This window comes from [Limnothrix rosea] IAM M-220, from assembly GCF_001904615.1.
Taxonomy (GTDB): domain Bacteria; phylum Cyanobacteriota; class Cyanobacteriia; order Cyanobacteriales; family MRBY01; genus MRBY01.
The window spans coordinates 13,079-27,639 of the sequence record NZ_MRBY01000051.1 but is presented as its reverse complement, the minus strand read 5'-3'; the positions used below and the strand labels follow the sequence as shown (position 1 = coordinate 27,639).

At 45.3% G+C, this 14,561-nt stretch carries 13 protein-coding genes; 6 read left to right on the top strand and 7 right to left on the bottom strand.

The genetic code is table 11. The features are described 5' to 3' along the window. Positions 1-96: 96 nt before the first annotated feature. Together NIES208_RS15650 and NIES208_RS15645 are read right to left on the bottom strand one after the other, a co-directional pair. Positions 97-1,041, bottom strand: a complete 945-nt coding sequence (locus NIES208_RS15650) for a cobalamin-binding protein (protein ID WP_075893917.1) — start codon at positions 1,039-1,041, stop codon at positions 97-99. A gap of 101 nt (positions 1,042-1,142) precedes the next feature. After that, positions 1,143-2,357, bottom strand: coding sequence for a response regulator (locus NIES208_RS15645; protein WP_075893916.1), 1,215 nt, complete (start codon positions 2,355-2,357; stop codon positions 1,143-1,145). Positions 2,358-2,534: 177 nt separating this feature from the next. Here NIES208_RS15645 and NIES208_RS15640 point away from each other — a divergent pair, with 177 nt between their 5' ends. Next, a complete protein-coding gene (locus NIES208_RS15640) occupies positions 2,535-2,837 on the top strand; it encodes a DUF7734 family protein (protein WP_171971790.1) in 303 nt (100 codons plus the stop codon). A gap of 179 nt (positions 2,838-3,016) precedes the next feature. Here NIES208_RS15640 and gatB read toward each other — a convergent pair whose 3' ends face one another. Further along, positions 3,017-4,504 carry an Asp-tRNA(Asn)/Glu-tRNA(Gln) amidotransferase subunit GatB gene (gatB, locus tag NIES208_RS15635; protein WP_075893915.1) on the bottom strand — a complete coding sequence of 496 codons (1,488 nt, stop codon included), beginning with the start codon at positions 4,502-4,504 and terminating at the stop codon, positions 3,017-3,019. 206 nt (positions 4,505-4,710) lie between these two features. Here gatB and NIES208_RS15630 point away from each other — a divergent pair, with 206 nt between their 5' ends. After that, positions 4,711-5,646 (top strand): ribonuclease Z, encoded by a 936-nt coding sequence (locus NIES208_RS15630; RefSeq protein WP_075893919.1) that lies wholly within the window; start codon positions 4,711-4,713, stop codon positions 5,644-5,646. A 46-nt stretch (positions 5,647-5,692) separates the two neighbouring features. Here NIES208_RS15630 and NIES208_RS15625 read toward each other — a convergent pair whose 3' ends face one another. The 3 genes from NIES208_RS15625 to NIES208_RS15615 all read right to left on the bottom strand — a co-directional run bounded on the left by NIES208_RS15625 (position 5,693) and on the right by NIES208_RS15615 (position 8,052). Beyond that, positions 5,693-6,034, bottom strand: coding sequence for a hypothetical protein (locus NIES208_RS15625; RefSeq protein WP_225875329.1), 342 nt, complete (start codon positions 6,032-6,034; stop codon positions 5,693-5,695). A 179-nt stretch (positions 6,035-6,213) separates the two neighbouring features. Continuing rightward, on the bottom strand, positions 6,214-6,972 hold the full coding sequence (locus NIES208_RS15620) for a fatty acid desaturase (protein WP_075893914.1): 759 nt from the start codon (positions 6,970-6,972) through the stop codon (positions 6,214-6,216). A gap of 117 nt (positions 6,973-7,089) precedes the next feature. After that, on the bottom strand, positions 7,090-8,052 hold the full coding sequence (locus tag NIES208_RS15615) for an orange carotenoid protein N-terminal domain-containing protein (RefSeq protein ID WP_075893913.1): 963 nt from the start codon (positions 8,050-8,052) through the stop codon (positions 7,090-7,092). A 258-nt stretch (positions 8,053-8,310) separates the two neighbouring features. On the opposite strand from NIES208_RS15615, the gene NIES208_RS15610 reads away from it, so the two are divergent. The 4 genes from NIES208_RS15610 to NIES208_RS15595 all read left to right on the top strand — a co-directional run bounded on the left by NIES208_RS15610 (position 8,311) and on the right by NIES208_RS15595 (position 13,146). After that, on the top strand, positions 8,311-9,708 hold the full coding sequence (locus tag NIES208_RS15610; protein ID WP_075893912.1) for a TldD/PmbA family protein: 1,398 nt from the start codon (positions 8,311-8,313) through the stop codon (positions 9,706-9,708). A 418-nt stretch (positions 9,709-10,126) separates the two neighbouring features. After that, positions 10,127-10,402: a 4a-hydroxytetrahydrobiopterin dehydratase gene (locus NIES208_RS15605; protein WP_075893911.1), complete on the top strand. Its 276-nt coding sequence runs from the start codon at positions 10,127-10,129 to the stop codon at positions 10,400-10,402. A 203-nt stretch (positions 10,403-10,605) separates the two neighbouring features. Then, positions 10,606-12,177: an iron uptake porin gene (locus tag NIES208_RS15600; RefSeq protein WP_075893910.1), complete on the top strand. Its 1,572-nt coding sequence runs from the start codon at positions 10,606-10,608 to the stop codon at positions 12,175-12,177. A gap of 114 nt (positions 12,178-12,291) precedes the next feature. After that, the gene (locus NIES208_RS15595) at positions 12,292-13,146 is read left to right on the top strand and encodes an NAD(P)-dependent oxidoreductase (RefSeq protein WP_075893909.1); all 855 of its coding nucleotides are present in this window, start codon (positions 12,292-12,294) and stop codon (positions 13,144-13,146) included. Here NIES208_RS15595 and NIES208_RS15590 read toward each other — a convergent pair. Further along, positions 13,133-14,221, bottom strand: coding sequence for a GGDEF domain-containing response regulator (locus tag NIES208_RS15590; protein WP_075893908.1), 1,089 nt, complete (start codon positions 14,219-14,221; stop codon positions 13,133-13,135). The two genes, NIES208_RS15595 and NIES208_RS15590, sit on opposite strands and share 14 nt — an antisense overlap. Positions 14,222-14,561 lie beyond the last annotated feature (340 nt).

The following is a 14,561-nucleotide window of genomic DNA, read 5'->3' as shown; positions in this document are numbered from 1 at the left end:
CCCATTCACCGCGTCGTACTTCCGAGCATGCTTAAGCAAAACTCACGTTATTTAAATAAAGTTAATGTCTGAACTATAATCATTCACCCGCATCATTTATTGGACCAGCGGCAACTTTGTCCAAGCTTGTTCTGGATATTGACGCTCAAAAATCTCAGGGTGCATAATCTCCGCCAAAATTTCGAGGGAATCGACTAATCGAGGCCCCGGACGATTAAAGTACGCATTGCCATCACAAATATAGAGATGGTCATTTTTTACCGCCCGTAGCTGTCGCCATTGGGGATGTTGCGCCAGGTCTGCGAGCATTTCCTGTCGAGTTCGTGCCAAATCAAAACCACAGGGCATCACCACCACCATATCGGGATCTGCGTCTCGCAAATCGTCCCAATTCACATAGGGTGAATGTTGACCTTGGTGGCCAAGAATATTTTCACCGCCAGCAAGTTCAATGAGTTCCGGCAACCAATTACCACCTCCCATAAGGGGATCAATCCATTCAATTGCAGCAACCTTAGGACGTTGCGCTGGTTTTAGCTCGTTTGTCTGCTGGCGACAATGGGAGACCCGCTGCTGTAGGCCGTCAAGCACTGCTTGGGAATCTAACCCAAATTCATCGGCAACTTGATTAATATCGGCATAGACCTCGGCTAAGGTGTTGGGCTGTAATGAAATGATTTTAATGTCTGCATCGGCGATCGCCTCGACAGCTTTTTTGACATCCCCTAAAGTCACAGCACAAACATCACATTGATCTTGGGTGACGATGTGAGTTGGCTTTAAATTTTTCAGAACATCAAACTGTACCTCATAGATACCAAGGGCACTTTGCAACAGTTGCTGCACATCTCGATCAATATCACCACTAGGTTTTAACGAATTTAAGCGGGCGGCAGTACAGATCGGGCGCGTCTGAATTTCCGCAGGGTAGTCACATTCATGACTGCGTCCCACCACAAAAGGCGTTAGCCCCAGACAATCTAAAATTTCACTGGCACTGGGCAATAAAGAAATAATCCTTGGGGATACTGAAGTCGACATCGGATCTTTCCTTAACAAAGTTTTCATGATGCTAAATCAATTGGGCAATGGAGCCCGACATGGCAAAAATAATTGACCGAAAAAAAACGACGGCGATCGCCCTAAACACCCACCCGCAAATATTTCTGGATCGTGACCACAAGTTCTTCCCGTTGAAACGGTTTAACCAGAAAATCTGTAGCCCCCATTAAACGGCTTTTAACACGATCAAAAATACCAGAACTATCGGTCATGATTAAAATCGGTGTTTGACGAAAGAGCGACAGCTTTTTCAGTTGGGCACACATATCCAAACCACTAACTGACCCCAAATCAAGCTCTAAAATAATCAAATCTGGCTTTTGGGCAAGCAATACAGACATAGCCTTAAACGGATCACTAACGGGCAAATAACGATAGTTGGCCTCCTCTAAAATGCGACCGATTTCATCGCGCTGCTCATTATTAGGATCAATATAGGCGATCGTAAAAGGATTATCGGCCTGAATAACAGTTTCTTCCTCTGGAGCCCGAGTAAACCTAGGCTTGGTCGCAGTAATATGAGCAGGAGCTGGCAAATCATCAATGGTTTCTAAATCAATAAAACCCAATTTGATATAGGGCATAATCGAGCGCGCTACTTGGACAACATCACGCTTCATCCGAATGGACAAATCCCAAAAAGTTGCCCGCCCCGTAATCAAAGTCGTCAACAAATTAAACGTACTCGCCGACGAACGAGCCTTAAGGAGTTCCAGATTTTGAATTTTAGGCGCACAGTTGGGAGAAAGATGGGAAATATCTAAAGTATTCCACTGCTTTAAAAGTTTCCATGCCTGCAAAATCATCTGGTCAACATCCAGCAAAATCAAAGGATTATCACCATAATTAAACTGGGCAAAATGATAAGTCACCTGGGTACTCTGACTAACATCAAAGAACATTTCAGTCGTAATAGCTTGGACAACTTGACTCACCTGCTCCCGCGACACTCGCCCTTGGTCATGCCATTTACGGAGCAAATCGTACTCCCAATGTAATTGGGAAGGTTTGACATTAACCTCAATCAAATCTTTCTGGAGACGCTCACGATCGCCAGCAATTTGAGGCATGTGAGCCGTTAGGTTCCGACGCCAGCAGCGGACAGCATGGGTTCCACCGGAAGCATAGACCAAACGACCAAGATAAAGATAAAAATGCCATTCCCGTGCTAGGGGATTTGTCAATGTTAGACAGCCTGTAAATCTTGGTTTTTTTAAAGTATGAAATAACTTCGTTTGCTTTGATGCATTAAAGTCACGAATGGGAATTTCTGGCGGTACGTTAGGTTGAGTCATATATCTCTATGTCCGCCTCCCTGAATGCTGTGTGGCGAAATCAAGCATCGGCTAATGGCAAGCATTTGAGATAGAAAAAGTTGCATGGAAAGTAGGGGATCTGCGTTTCAATTCGCTTTATTCGACGTGATAATCAATTATAGGTAATATACATTTTCTCAGCGTTCTTTTTTCTCAATGAATATTACAATGGCGATCGCCCAAGAATTAGAAAACTATAGTCGCAACCATCCAGAAGAAGTCCTACTGGTCACGACAATCAACGACGCAGAAGTAGAAGATCAAGTGATGATTTTTAAAGGCTTTTCTAGCTCCCTAATGCAGCCAACGGACTTTAACCCAGATAATCCCATCTTTGCTGCCGATGCTAAATTTGTCAGCCTAGATCGCCTGCAAAGTCCTTACAATCCCAGTGAACCGACTTATCTCGAGCAAAATATGTCATGGGCAGCCATGCAACAGCTACTAGCTGAGTCATAATGACAAACCTTTAGTCAGCAATGGTCATAGCCGCCACCAACTAAACGGATCACTCAAAAATTGACAAAAAAAAGGAGAGCCAATCTTGGGCTCCCCCAATCATCAGGGTGCATCTACTGCAATAAATATAACCCTACAATAGTGGGGGGTCAACCCCCTCACCCCCAAAATCTTAGAAATCAACCATTTAATTTTTTGGCAAGGAGTTGGTTCACGAGCTTGGGATCCGCACGGCCACTGGTTTTTTTCATCATTTGACCCACAAAAAAGCCTTGTAACTTTTTCTTGCCGGCACGGAAAGCTTCCACCTTATCGGGGTTCGCGGTTAGTAATTCGTCGATCATTGCTTCGAGCTCGCCGGTGTCTGAAATCTGGGTTAACCCTTTACTTTCAACAATCTTTTTCGGTGATCCACCCTTTTCCAGCAATTCTGGTAGGATTTCTTTCGCAATTTTGCCGCTAATGGTACCGTCGTTGATCAGGTTTACCAATTCCGCGAGACTTGCTGCGGTTAGGGGTAAATCATTAATGGTTAAATCAATGTTTTTGTTTAGGTGAGCGGCAATGTCTTGGGTTACCCAGTTGGTGACTTGCTTAGGATCTGCGCCAGCAGCTACGGCTGTTTCAAAGTATTCGGCGACATCTCGGTCATCGGTGAGGACGCGGGTGTCGTAGGAGGATAGTCCATATTCGCTGAGGTAACGGGCGCGCTTCTGGGCGGGGGTTTCGGGTAGGGCGGCGGCGATCGCCTCTAGTTGCGCCTTAGAAACTTCCATGGGCGGTAGGTCGGGTTCGGGGAAATAGCGATAATCACTCGCCCCTTCCTTCATGCGCATGCTAAAGGTTTTTTGGCTGGCTTCATCCCAGAGACGGGTTTCTTGGTAGATGGGTTCGCCGGCTTCGACGGCTTTGATTTGTCGCTTAATCTCGAAGTTAATGGCTTTTTCGATGGCGCTAAAGGAGTTCATATTTTTGATCTCGACCTTTGTGCCAAACTTCTCTTGGCCGACGGGACGCACCGAAATATTGACATCACAACGCAAAGACCCTTCTTGCATGTTGCCATTACCGACACCTAGGTAACGGACTAAACGGCGCAATTCTTGGGCATATTCAGCGGCTTCTTTGCCGGAACGTAAATCTGGCTCGGACACAATTTCTAGCAAAGGAATACCTGTCCGGTTAAAGTCCACTTTGGAATAGGTAGAACCCGATAGGCGATCGCTGCCTGCGTGAACCAATTTGCCCGCGTCTTCTTCCATGTGGAGGCGAGTGACCCCAATGGTTTTCTTTACCGGAGTATCGCTGGGTTTATCAACAATTTCAATTTCTAGTTGGCCATGCTCCACAATCGGCAGATCAAACTGGGAAATCTGATAGTTTTTGGGGAGATCTGGATAAAAATATTGTTTCCGGTCAAACTTGCTATAGGGGCTAATCTTCGCCTTTAAGGCCAAACCCATTTTGACGGCAGATTCTAAAACCTTTTTGTTGAGGACAGGCAAAACCCCCGGATAACCTAGGCAGACGGGACAAACATTACTGTTGGGGTCACTGTCAAATTCGGTGGAACAATTACAAAAAATCTTACTTGCAGTATTTAACTGACAATGGGTTTCTAAGCCAATTACCGCTTCATACTCGGTTTTGCTGGATGCAGCTGCCATAGGACTATTGCTAAAGAGACGATACAAATGGATATTACTCTTTATTCTAGCTTTGTGGGAACAGCCTCAACTTTGTGGTGTAAATGCTTTGCATCAATCTTTTTTTACTGCAATTCGGTCTGGGTTAACGCTTGTCTTGGCGGATGTCCCTTGGCCATTCATTTACAATGGTGGGGTTATATTTGTTGGCGATCGCAGTGAATGAGATGGAAATCACATTTTTAGGAACCAGTTCGGGTGTCCCAACTCGGGCGCGGAATGTCTCCAGTGTGGCTCTGCGGTTACCCCAGCGGGCAGAAGCATGGCTATTTGACTGTGGTGAAGGGACGCAACACCAACTGCTCCGTAGCGATCTTCGTTCTTCTCAAATTAGTCGTATCTTCGTCACCCATATGCATGGTGATCATATTTTTGGGTTGATGGGTTTAATTGCCAGCATGGGTCTGGCCGGCAATGCTCAACCGATTTATGTCTATGGCCCTGCGGGTTTGAAGGACTATTTACGAGCCTGTGAACAGTATTCCCACATGCGCATCGGCGATCGCCTGCGCATTCACCAATCACAGCCCGGTGTTGTCTTTGAAGATGACCAGTTTATCGTGCGGTGTCTCCCCCTAAAGCATCGAGTGACCGCCTTTGGGTATCGCGTCGAAGAAAAAGATCGCCCCGGTCGCTTTAATGTCGAAAAGGCTCAAAAACTGGGGATTCCCCCCGGCAAAATTTACGGTGAGCTCAAAAAAGGTAAGGTGGTCACCCTCGATGACGGACGCATTATTAATGGTGCCGAACTGTGTGGCGATCGCGAAGTCGGCCGGAAAATGGTCTATTGCACCGACACCGTTTTCTGTGATGCGGCGGTGGAGTTGTCCCACGATGCAGATGTTTTAATTCACGAGGCCACTTTTGCCCATAAAGACTCGGACATGGCCTTTGACCGGATGCATTCTACTTCTACTATGGCGGCTCAGGTTGCTTTACTTGCCCAAGCGAAAAAACTCATTATGACCCACTTTAGTCCGCGCTATATGCCGGGTAATCCCATCACTCTAGATAATTTACTGGAGGAGGCACGGGCTATTTTTCCAAACACGATTATGGCAAGGGATTTCTTTTCTTACGCCATCAAACGTCGAACAGTATAGAAATTCAGAGGGTGACAATAAAAACTATTGGCGATCGCCCAAACTATCACATAAAAGTAAGAACGCGAATTTTAGACAACTTATCAGCACTAAAACCGGATAACTCAGCCATATCTAACAGGCCTTCCTTCACGAGCTGGGCAAAAATAAAGATCAAACTTTCCGGATGAAAATCATACTTTCCATCTAAATAGTGCCGTCGTGCACTTAAAAAATCATTCAGTTCCCACAGCTCATCGGGACTAGATGCTGCCGCCGCCTGACGCTTCGCCTCTGCCATCATTGACTCTACTTCCCGAGCATAGGCAACCCGAAAAGCCTCGCGGGCGATCGCTTCTTCAGTATGAGACCATGTTGCTTTAGTAGTTGGCATTGTTAAAGTTGGCATCTATTTTTTCCTCAGTAATATAGGCAACACTGCATAGCGTGTTTTGATGAACACCTATATTTTGTTTGCAAATTATAATAAGTTATGTGTGTAAAAACTATTGCTTATTCTCATAAATCGCTAATTGAGGCCGGTATTTTACGAACTTAGGAGGCTTCCATGCACGATTTTTCTGGGATTCAAGCCTTTATTACAATATTGTTAAGAAGTGGCAAATGGGGCAATAAAAACCACGGTTGGCGAGGCGCTTGGTGATGTTCGTGGTGATAAACGCCGAAATGATAGCAACTCACTAATGACCACAGATATTGCAGTGATCGCGGACAAGAGGTCGGCAGCGTGACCATCCGCCCTTGACCATGGGGGAAATACGTCCCAAAAATAAACAGCTGGATCGAGCTTAGAAGCAATGGCAGTAGGTAAAAAATAAAGCCACGCTCGAAGGGTACATCCCACCATAAATTCAAGGCGATCGCCACCCCGATAACACCCAAAAGAAAAATGAGAAACTGCTTTATCAAAAAATAATTTCTCATAAAGTAGCAGTACCAAGCTATCGGATGCGTATGGAGCCCGTCATGAAAATCAGGGTCACCGATTTGCGCCGGATGTTGGTGATGTTTGCGATGATGCTGGCGGCAATGATGATAAGACAAACCCGCATACAAACCAACCGTGAATCTTCCCAGACCATGATTGAGTTGAGGACTACGCCGCACTAGATTTTCATGCATCGCATCGTGGGCAAGGATAAATAAACCTGTATGTAAAAAAGTACGAACAACAACCCACACAGGCATTTGCCACCACACAACAGGAACCAGTAGCACCCAAGCTAAACTCGTAACCCATAAAAAAATCAGGGCGATCGCCAACCCAAGGGCGAGATTTTCAATGAAAGCATCAGTGAAATTTGTGTCGAGCCGCGATGTCACCATAAATTCTCCCAACAAAATCACCACGAAAAAAACGCCCCCATAGGAGACGTTTTCATCTTAAAAACCTAAAAATATTGAACTGACAAAAAATGACAAGCCATATCCAAGGATCAAACCTTACTTACGGACAAGATTAAGGAGCTCTTTCGCAGAAGCTAAAAGATCAACTGCAACAAAGAAAATCTTACCTTCAGGGTTGAGCAAAAAACGCCATGCAATATTCATACCAACATTCGCACCAAACCAAGGAGTCTGACAAGTGCCTGTCACCTTGATCTGGGTATAACCCTCATCCGTCGGCTCTACAACACCTTGCTTCGGCACAAGCTTCAAGTTTTGGCACTCTTCACGGAAAAAGCGAAGAACATTCTCTTTACCAACAATAGGACGTTGAAAAGGAGGCTGTAGCGCACCATCTTCAGCGAACAACTTGATCAATGTGTCGAAATCATTCGCATTAAGATTTTCCATATACTGGACAATCGTAGCGTTATCAACACCGTCAATTGTGACCTTCTCGCGCTCTGCAATCTCTGTGGGAACAACGACAGGCTCAGCTACTCTCTGGTAACCTTCGATTTGGTTCGGATCAAAGCCCATATCTACGACTGCATTACGGAGAATGGTAATTTGTTGACCAGATTCAGCGGCTCTAATTGTGTCGAGAACAGCGGTTGCATTAGCAGACAGACGATAACCAGAAGGAATGGGCGCGACGAAACCCTGTTCCATCCATTCACCAAGGCGATACCAAAAACCGAGCTTAATGTTAGGGGACCAAGTGGCGTAGGTTCGGTTAATCGGTGTGTCGATGCGATTCGCCAGGTCACACATGATTTGTGACTGGTCTTTAAAAGATGACTGCTTAATTTGGAGCAAAGTAGACTCTGCAAACTGCATATTTGCAGCACCAGGAGCAGCAATGGTGATCGATTTACCCATCTCTAGGTAAGCAAACCAAATTAGCGCAAGTTGATCCTCGGCGCTGAGCTGAGAGAAACGAGCACTGGTGGCAGGTACAACGTCAGCAGTGAGCGTACTAGGAAAAATATTGCGTGCTGCATCAATGGTGTAAGACATAAAAATTCACTCCTGTGATACTTGACTTCCTTTGCATGAAGTGTATTCAGAGGCTTGAGTCAACCCCTGTTACATAAATCTTAACACGGTTTAATTTTTATCTAATGATTCTGTGGAAAATGGTAGCGCATTTAGCGGTTTGAGCGGCGATCGCCGGTGGGAGACGTTGATTGTCATGCAAGACTGGCGGGGTTTTTACCGTGATTGCCCCAGACTGATTACAATTTGAAATGTGTTTGATAGGGAGCGATCGCGTTTATGTCTCGAGAGTTGGCTAAATACAAAGATCAGTTAACGGAATTTATTGCGCGGTATCGCCAGAGGGCAGATTTTCTATCGATTCGTTTAGAGCAATCGGAAGGTAGTAGTATTTTGCTCCGCAATAACACCATTGAAACATTGAGTGAAAATACGTCCCTTGGTGGCCAAGTGCGGGTTTGCCACAGGGGAGGCTGGGGATTTGCGGCATTTAATAATCTCGATGATTTGCAGCTTCGCATTGAAGAGGCGATCGCCGCCGCTCGGCTCATTGGCGATGATGAAACGCTTTTGGCCGCTGTTGAGCCCATTGAAGCAGTTTGTCGTTTGCCGCTAACTGGCACTGACCCAAGACAGGTATCTTTACAGCGCAAAAAAGACCTCTGCGATCGCTACAACGAAATGTTAAAGAGTTATGGCGACAAAATTACGAGCACCACAGTGCGTTACGGTGACAGCACCCAAAATATCCTGCTCGCCACCTCAGAAGGAACACTAATTGAGCAATCGTGGGCTGATATGGAAATGCGTTTTGCCGCCGTTGCCAAAAATGGCGATACCGTTCAAACAGGGAGAGAAACCACAGGTTCCCGTAAAGCCTTTGAAGACTTAGAACATTTAGACGACCAAATTATCGGCGCAGCCCAGCGAGCGACAAACTCCCTTACCCTACCGACCGTTAAAGGCGGAACCTATACCGTCGTTATCGATCCGATTTTGACCGGGCTGTTTGTCCATGAAGCCTTTGGGCATTTATCAGAAGCAGATATGGCCTATGAAAATCCAGATCTCCTTGAAACAATGAGCATGGGGCGTAAATTTGGTAGTAAAGACCTACAAATTTTTGATGGCGCTGCCCCCGAAGGCCACCGGGGTAGTTATATATACGACGATGAAGGCGTACCAGCCTCAACAACACAACTCATTAAAAACGGTGAATTAGTGGGACGACTTCATTCCCGCGAAACAGCCGGCAGGCTTGACGAAAAGCCAACGGGTAATGCCCGCTGCTTAAATTATCATTACCCACCGATTGTGCGTATGACAAATACATGGATTGAACGAGGCGACACTCCCCTAGCGGATTTACCAACAGACATTAAAGAAGGCGTTTACGCCAAAAATTGGCTCGGTGGTATGACCAATGGCGAAATGTTTACCTTTAGTGCAGGGGAAGCTTGGATGATCCGTAATGGTGAGCTTGCGGAACCAGTTAAAGATGTCACGCTATCCGGCAATGTGTTTAAAACGCTCAATAATATTGAGGCGATCGCCGACGATTTTTATTGGGACGAATCCGGCGGTTGCGGCAAAGGTGGCCAAAGCGGCTTACCCGTTGGCTGCGGTGGCCCTTCCCTGAGAATTCGTAATGTCATTATTGGCGGCGACGCAGCATGACAGATAGTGACAAATATCAGTCACCAGACATCAAATATCGAAAGACCAAATGTCCCAAGATTATTGATGTCTGAAATCTGGAACCGCATATCTGAAAAATTCCCTTGAAATTCAAAAATTCCTGTGTCACCATGTGAGTGTTCTACCGGATAAAACCTGCCGGAGAATAGGAGGTGATGCCCATGAATGACAGTAGTATGAACATGGGTCTCACAGTTGGAGCATGTCGGCTGTGTGCCGGGGCTGTTCTCTAAATCCCATTGACTTCCCCGTGGAGTGAATGAGAATTGTCGGAGTTCCTTCCGGCAGTCTGATTTCAACTGAAAAGAGACCCTACTAGACCGCCCTCGTTTCGTTATCTTTATTAGGTAACCCTAACGAGGGCGGATAGTTTTTTGAGGTATTTGAGGTATTTTTTATGGCACTACTAAATGAATCCGAAATTCAAAGCAATTTAGCAACTCTTCCCCACTGGCAACGAGAAGGTGACACCATTCAAAAAGTTTATAAATTTAAGAACTTTATTGAGGCGATCGCCTTCGTAAATAAACTCGTTGAGCCATCCGAAACAGCAGGACATCACCCAGACCTCAGCATTTCCTACAACAAAGTAACCGTTAACCTAACGACCCACGATGCCGGTGGCCTGACGAAAAAAGATTTTAGCCTAGCAGAAACTTTTGAAAAACTCTAAACGTCACAATCGATACTTCAGCAAAAAAAATCTTTTGCTAGAGTACACCGACGTTTGATAACTCATTCGTATAGGTAAAAGAGAAATCAAGAAATTCTTGTTTCCTAAAATCCCCATCGCGAATTACATGAGTTATTATCGAAAGTATATGGAATACAAATCAAATAAATAAGATTTATATTCCAATGTGTGAGGAAAAAAAAATGACTACTTTCTGGAAATCTTTATCCATTGCTTCTGCAGCCCTCAGCGTAACCGTCGCTGGCGCAGCTCAAGCAGCTCCCAATAACGAAGTTCTTGATCAAATCAACAGCTACAGCCAAGAAGGCAGTAGTGATATTGCTCAAGTGAACAGCGTTTTCCAACTTCGCGACGTTGCTCCCTCTGACTGGGCTTTCGACGCACTCCGCAACCTCGTTGAAAAATATAACTGTATCGTTGGTTATCCCGATGGTACTTTCCGCGGCAACCGTCCCCTCAGCCGTTACGAATTTGCAGCAGGTCTTAACGCTTGTATGCAACAAATCGAGCGTCTCATCGTGGGTGGTGGTACTGATGTAGATGCAGCAGACATTACTCGCCTTCGTGCTCTTGTTCAAGAGTTTGAAGCTGAACTTGCAACTCTCGGTGCACGCGTTGACGACATCGAAGGTCGCGTTGAGTTCCTCGAAGACAATCAGTTCTCCACAACTACCAAGTTAAACGGTGAAGTTATCTTCGGTCTCAATGACAGTTTTGGTGATACAAACGCTCTTGACGGTAGCGACGACGATACAACGGAAACTATCTTTAACAACCGTGTTCGTTTGACCCTCGAAACTAGCTTCACAGGTAATGACACCCTTATTACTCGTTTGACTGCTGGTAATGCAACGACTCTCGCTCCTGCTGGAAGTGGTGTTGGTACCCAAACTTACGAAGGATTGTCTGACAACAATGTTTCTATTGACTGGTTGGCCTACTACTTCCCCCTCCGACGTGCAAATGCTTACTTAGCTGCGTTTGGTGGTCTCCACAGTGATTACACAAGCACAACTTTCGGCGCTAATGGTCTTGAAGACTTCACTGGTGGTAGTGGTTCTTTGACCTTTAATGCAGCATCTAGCCCTATCTACTTGATCGGTGGTGGTGCAGGTTTAGGTTTGAACTTCCCTGCAGGACCTGTTGACATCTCCCTTGGTTACCTTGCTGATGATCATGCTTCTCCTAGTGCAGGTGATGGCTTATTTAATGGTCAGTATGGTGCTCTTGCTCAGGTTGCCTTTAACCTAGGCTCTCGTGCTGAGTTTGGTGTGACTTATGTGAACAGCTACCAAGAAGGTGGTAGTTCTTTCTTTGATTTTGGTGGTGATGGTGCGCTTGCCGGTACTGTCGGAGCTAACAGCTTAGGAACTTCTGAAGCAAATACTTTTGGTCTTCAGGGTAAGTTCGATATTACGGAGAAAGTTTCTCTGGCGGCTTATGGTCTTTACTCCGATGTAGATCTCGCTGCTGGTGGTGACGAGGAAATTTGGAGCTATGGTGCTGGTGTTTCCATCTCTGACTTTGGTAAAGAAGGCAATGTTCTCGGCTTGTTTGCTGGTGCGCCTCCTTATGTAGGCGGCAACGCTGGCGGCGGTGATGATACTCCTCTTCAAATTGAAGGCTTTTACAAGTATCAACTTAACGACAGTATTTCTATTACTCCCGGCGTAATTTGGTTGAGCAATCCAACTGAAGACGATTCCGTAGAGGATGCGATTATCGGTACTGTTCGCACGACCTTCAAGTTCTAAGATTCTTAGCTAGTCAGATAGCTTAAGTTTCTAAATGAATAGTTTGAAAACCTCGCCCTTGGGTGGGGTTTTCTTTTATTGTGGTTTTATGTGAATTTCGAGGATTAAGGTGTCGTGAAAATCAGTGTATTTGGGGCTGGGCTGATGGGAACACCGATCGCCGACACATTGCAGCAGTCGGGCTATAAAGTTACAGCTTACAATCGAACACCGAGTAAATTAGAAACACTCAAAGATAGTAATATTCAGACCACGACAGACATTAGTGAGGCGATCGCCCAATCACAATATTTATTACTAACTCTCAGTGATGCTAAAGCGATTGAATCAGTATTATTCACCAATTCCCCAAGTTTTACGAACAAAACCATTATTCAAATGGGGACAATTGCTCCCAATGAAAGTCGCGACATTGCTGCAAAAATTCAAGAGCAGGGCGGTTCTTATCTTGAAGCACCCGTATTAGGCAGTATCCCCCAAGCAAAAACTGGGACTCTGTTAGTGATGGCCGGGGGAGACCAAGAAACTTATAAAAATTGTTTGCCACTGCTACAAAAGTTGGGGGAAGAGCCTCGTCTGATTGGCGAAGTGGGCACAGCCGCGGCCTTAAAGCTGGCTTTAAATCAATTAATTGCAAGCTTGACTGCAGGCTTTTCGTTAAGCCTTGGTTTAATTCAAAAAGAAGGTGTCGATGTCGAAAGCTTTATGGCGATTTTGCGAGAAAGTGCGCTATATGCACCGACCTTTGATAAAAAATTGCAGCGTATGGGCGATCGCCAATTTACGAATCCGAACTTTCCCACAAAACACCTACTCAAAGACACAAATCTGTTTCTCCAAGCAGCAGAAGCCGCAGCGTTAAACAGTGAGGGTCTAGTCGGTGTGCGAGATATTATTGCCCAAGCCATTACCAAAAATCTTGCCGATCAAGATTACTCAGCTATTTACAACATTATCAATCCAGAGTAACGAGCTTACCCACAGTGCAATTACGTCCCCTTGCCTTTGCTTCGTATAACGCCTGATCGGCAACCTCTAAAAAATGGGAAATCGTTTGGTGATGTGCCGGTTTTTCAATGGAAGCCACCCCAAGACTCACTGTGACATAGGGCGAAACTTCCGATTTTTCATGGGGTATCTGTAACGAACGCACGCTATTTTGAATTTTGTCGGCAATGATCTCTGCTCCCTGGTAATTTGTTTCTGGTAATAAAACAATAATTTCTTCCCCGCCGTACCGGGCAACTAAATCGGTCGGCCGTCTCACTTGAGCGGCGATCGCCTGAGCCACTTCAAATAAACAATGATCCCCAGCTTGGTGACCATACAGATCATTAAAACGCTTAAAGTAGTCAATATCAGCAAAAATCAACGAAAACGGCGTTTGGTGTCTGAGCATCAATCGCCACTGCCGTTTAAAAACTAAATCAAAGACCCGGCGATTCGCTAATTGCGTTAGGGGATCAATAGCGGCCAAGCGCTGTAGCTGCTCATTGGTTGCTTCCAAACGTTGATATAGCTTGGCTTGGTTTAATAAATGTTTGACCCGCTGCTTTAAAATTGCCCAATTAATCGGCTTAGTAATAAAATCCGTTGCTCCAGCATCAAAGGCTTGGGTCACAGAATGAGGATCTTCTAGCCCCGTAATCATCAAAATAGGCGTGCGACTAATCGTATTAAAAAGTTGGTCTGGCTGGTCTAAATCCTCCGCAAAGAAATAAGCCGAATTAAGAACACTAGCGTCGTTGTGGGAACTCTTTAGGGAGTGATGACGCACAGAAGCATTCGAAACAGTGGGCGTTTTTACTTGCTGTAGCTTCTGGCAAAACTCAATGCCATTCATGACTGGCATCATAAAATCGAGCAGCACAATATCGGGTATGCGTTGCCAAAATAGTTCTAAACCGGCTTCACCATTCGCGGCTTCTACGACTTCGTAACCTTCTTTCTCCATGGCGAAACGAATCAAGCGACGTATGATTGGATCATCATCGACGATGAGGATGAGATGCTTATTTGGCGACAATGGTTGCTCGATAGTCATAGGGTCTCATCAGAATACTTGTAGCGGCAGGGCGATCGCCTCACCATGACATCCCATCCATTGCTCGCGAAAGTACAAAATATTCAATGAGTAGCCAGCCCTACTTTTAACGACACCAAAAACAATCTATTGCGAAAAATCACCTTGCATGGCCATGGTCTTTTTATTTACACCGCCAGAGCTTCAATGTAATTATGCTAAACAGATGAGACTTTGTCTTTCGTATAACTATTCCATATTAAAGGGGGAAATGTGATTTCAGGGCAACGAGGTTTTAATCACGAGTTTATGGGAAAGCATCCCAACCAAGCCGTCAACAAAGTTGCTCTAAAATATCCTT

Bases quoted from the DNA above. Each gene is read 5' to 3' on its own strand.
- NIES208_RS15600 (WP_075893910.1), top strand. From the start codon at position 10,606: ATGACTACTTTCTGGAAATCTTTATCCATTGCTTCTGCAGCCCTCAGC.
- NIES208_RS15640 (WP_171971790.1), top strand. From the start codon at position 2,535: ATGAATATTACAATGGCGATCGCCCAAGAATTAGAAAACTATAGTCGC.
- NIES208_RS15610 (WP_075893912.1), top strand. From the start codon at position 8,311: ATGTCTCGAGAGTTGGCTAAATACAAAGATCAGTTAACGGAATTTATT.
- NIES208_RS15645 (WP_075893916.1), bottom strand. From the start codon at position 2,357: ATGACTCAACCTAACGTACCGCCAGAAATTCCCATTCGTGACTTTAAT.
- NIES208_RS15615 (WP_075893913.1), bottom strand. From the start codon at position 8,052: ATGTCTTACACCATTGATGCAGCACGCAATATTTTTCCTAGTACGCTC.
- NIES208_RS15650 (WP_075893917.1), bottom strand. From the start codon at position 1,041: ATGTCGACTTCAGTATCCCCAAGGATTATTTCTTTATTGCCCAGTGCC.
- NIES208_RS15625 (WP_225875329.1), bottom strand. From the start codon at position 6,034: ATGCCAACTTTAACAATGCCAACTACTAAAGCAACATGGTCTCATACT.
- gatB (WP_075893915.1), bottom strand. From the start codon at position 4,504: ATGGCAGCTGCATCCAGCAAAACCGAGTATGAAGCGGTAATTGGCTTA.
- NIES208_RS15590 (WP_075893908.1), bottom strand. From the start codon at position 14,221: ATGACTATCGAGCAACCATTGTCGCCAAATAAGCATCTCATCCTCATC.
- NIES208_RS15620 (WP_075893914.1), bottom strand. From the start codon at position 6,972: ATGGTGACATCGCGGCTCGACACAAATTTCACTGATGCTTTCATTGAA.
- NIES208_RS15630 (WP_075893919.1), top strand. From the start codon at position 4,711: ATGGAAATCACATTTTTAGGAACCAGTTCGGGTGTCCCAACTCGGGCG.
- NIES208_RS15605 (WP_075893911.1), top strand. From the start codon at position 10,127: ATGGCACTACTAAATGAATCCGAAATTCAAAGCAATTTAGCAACTCTT.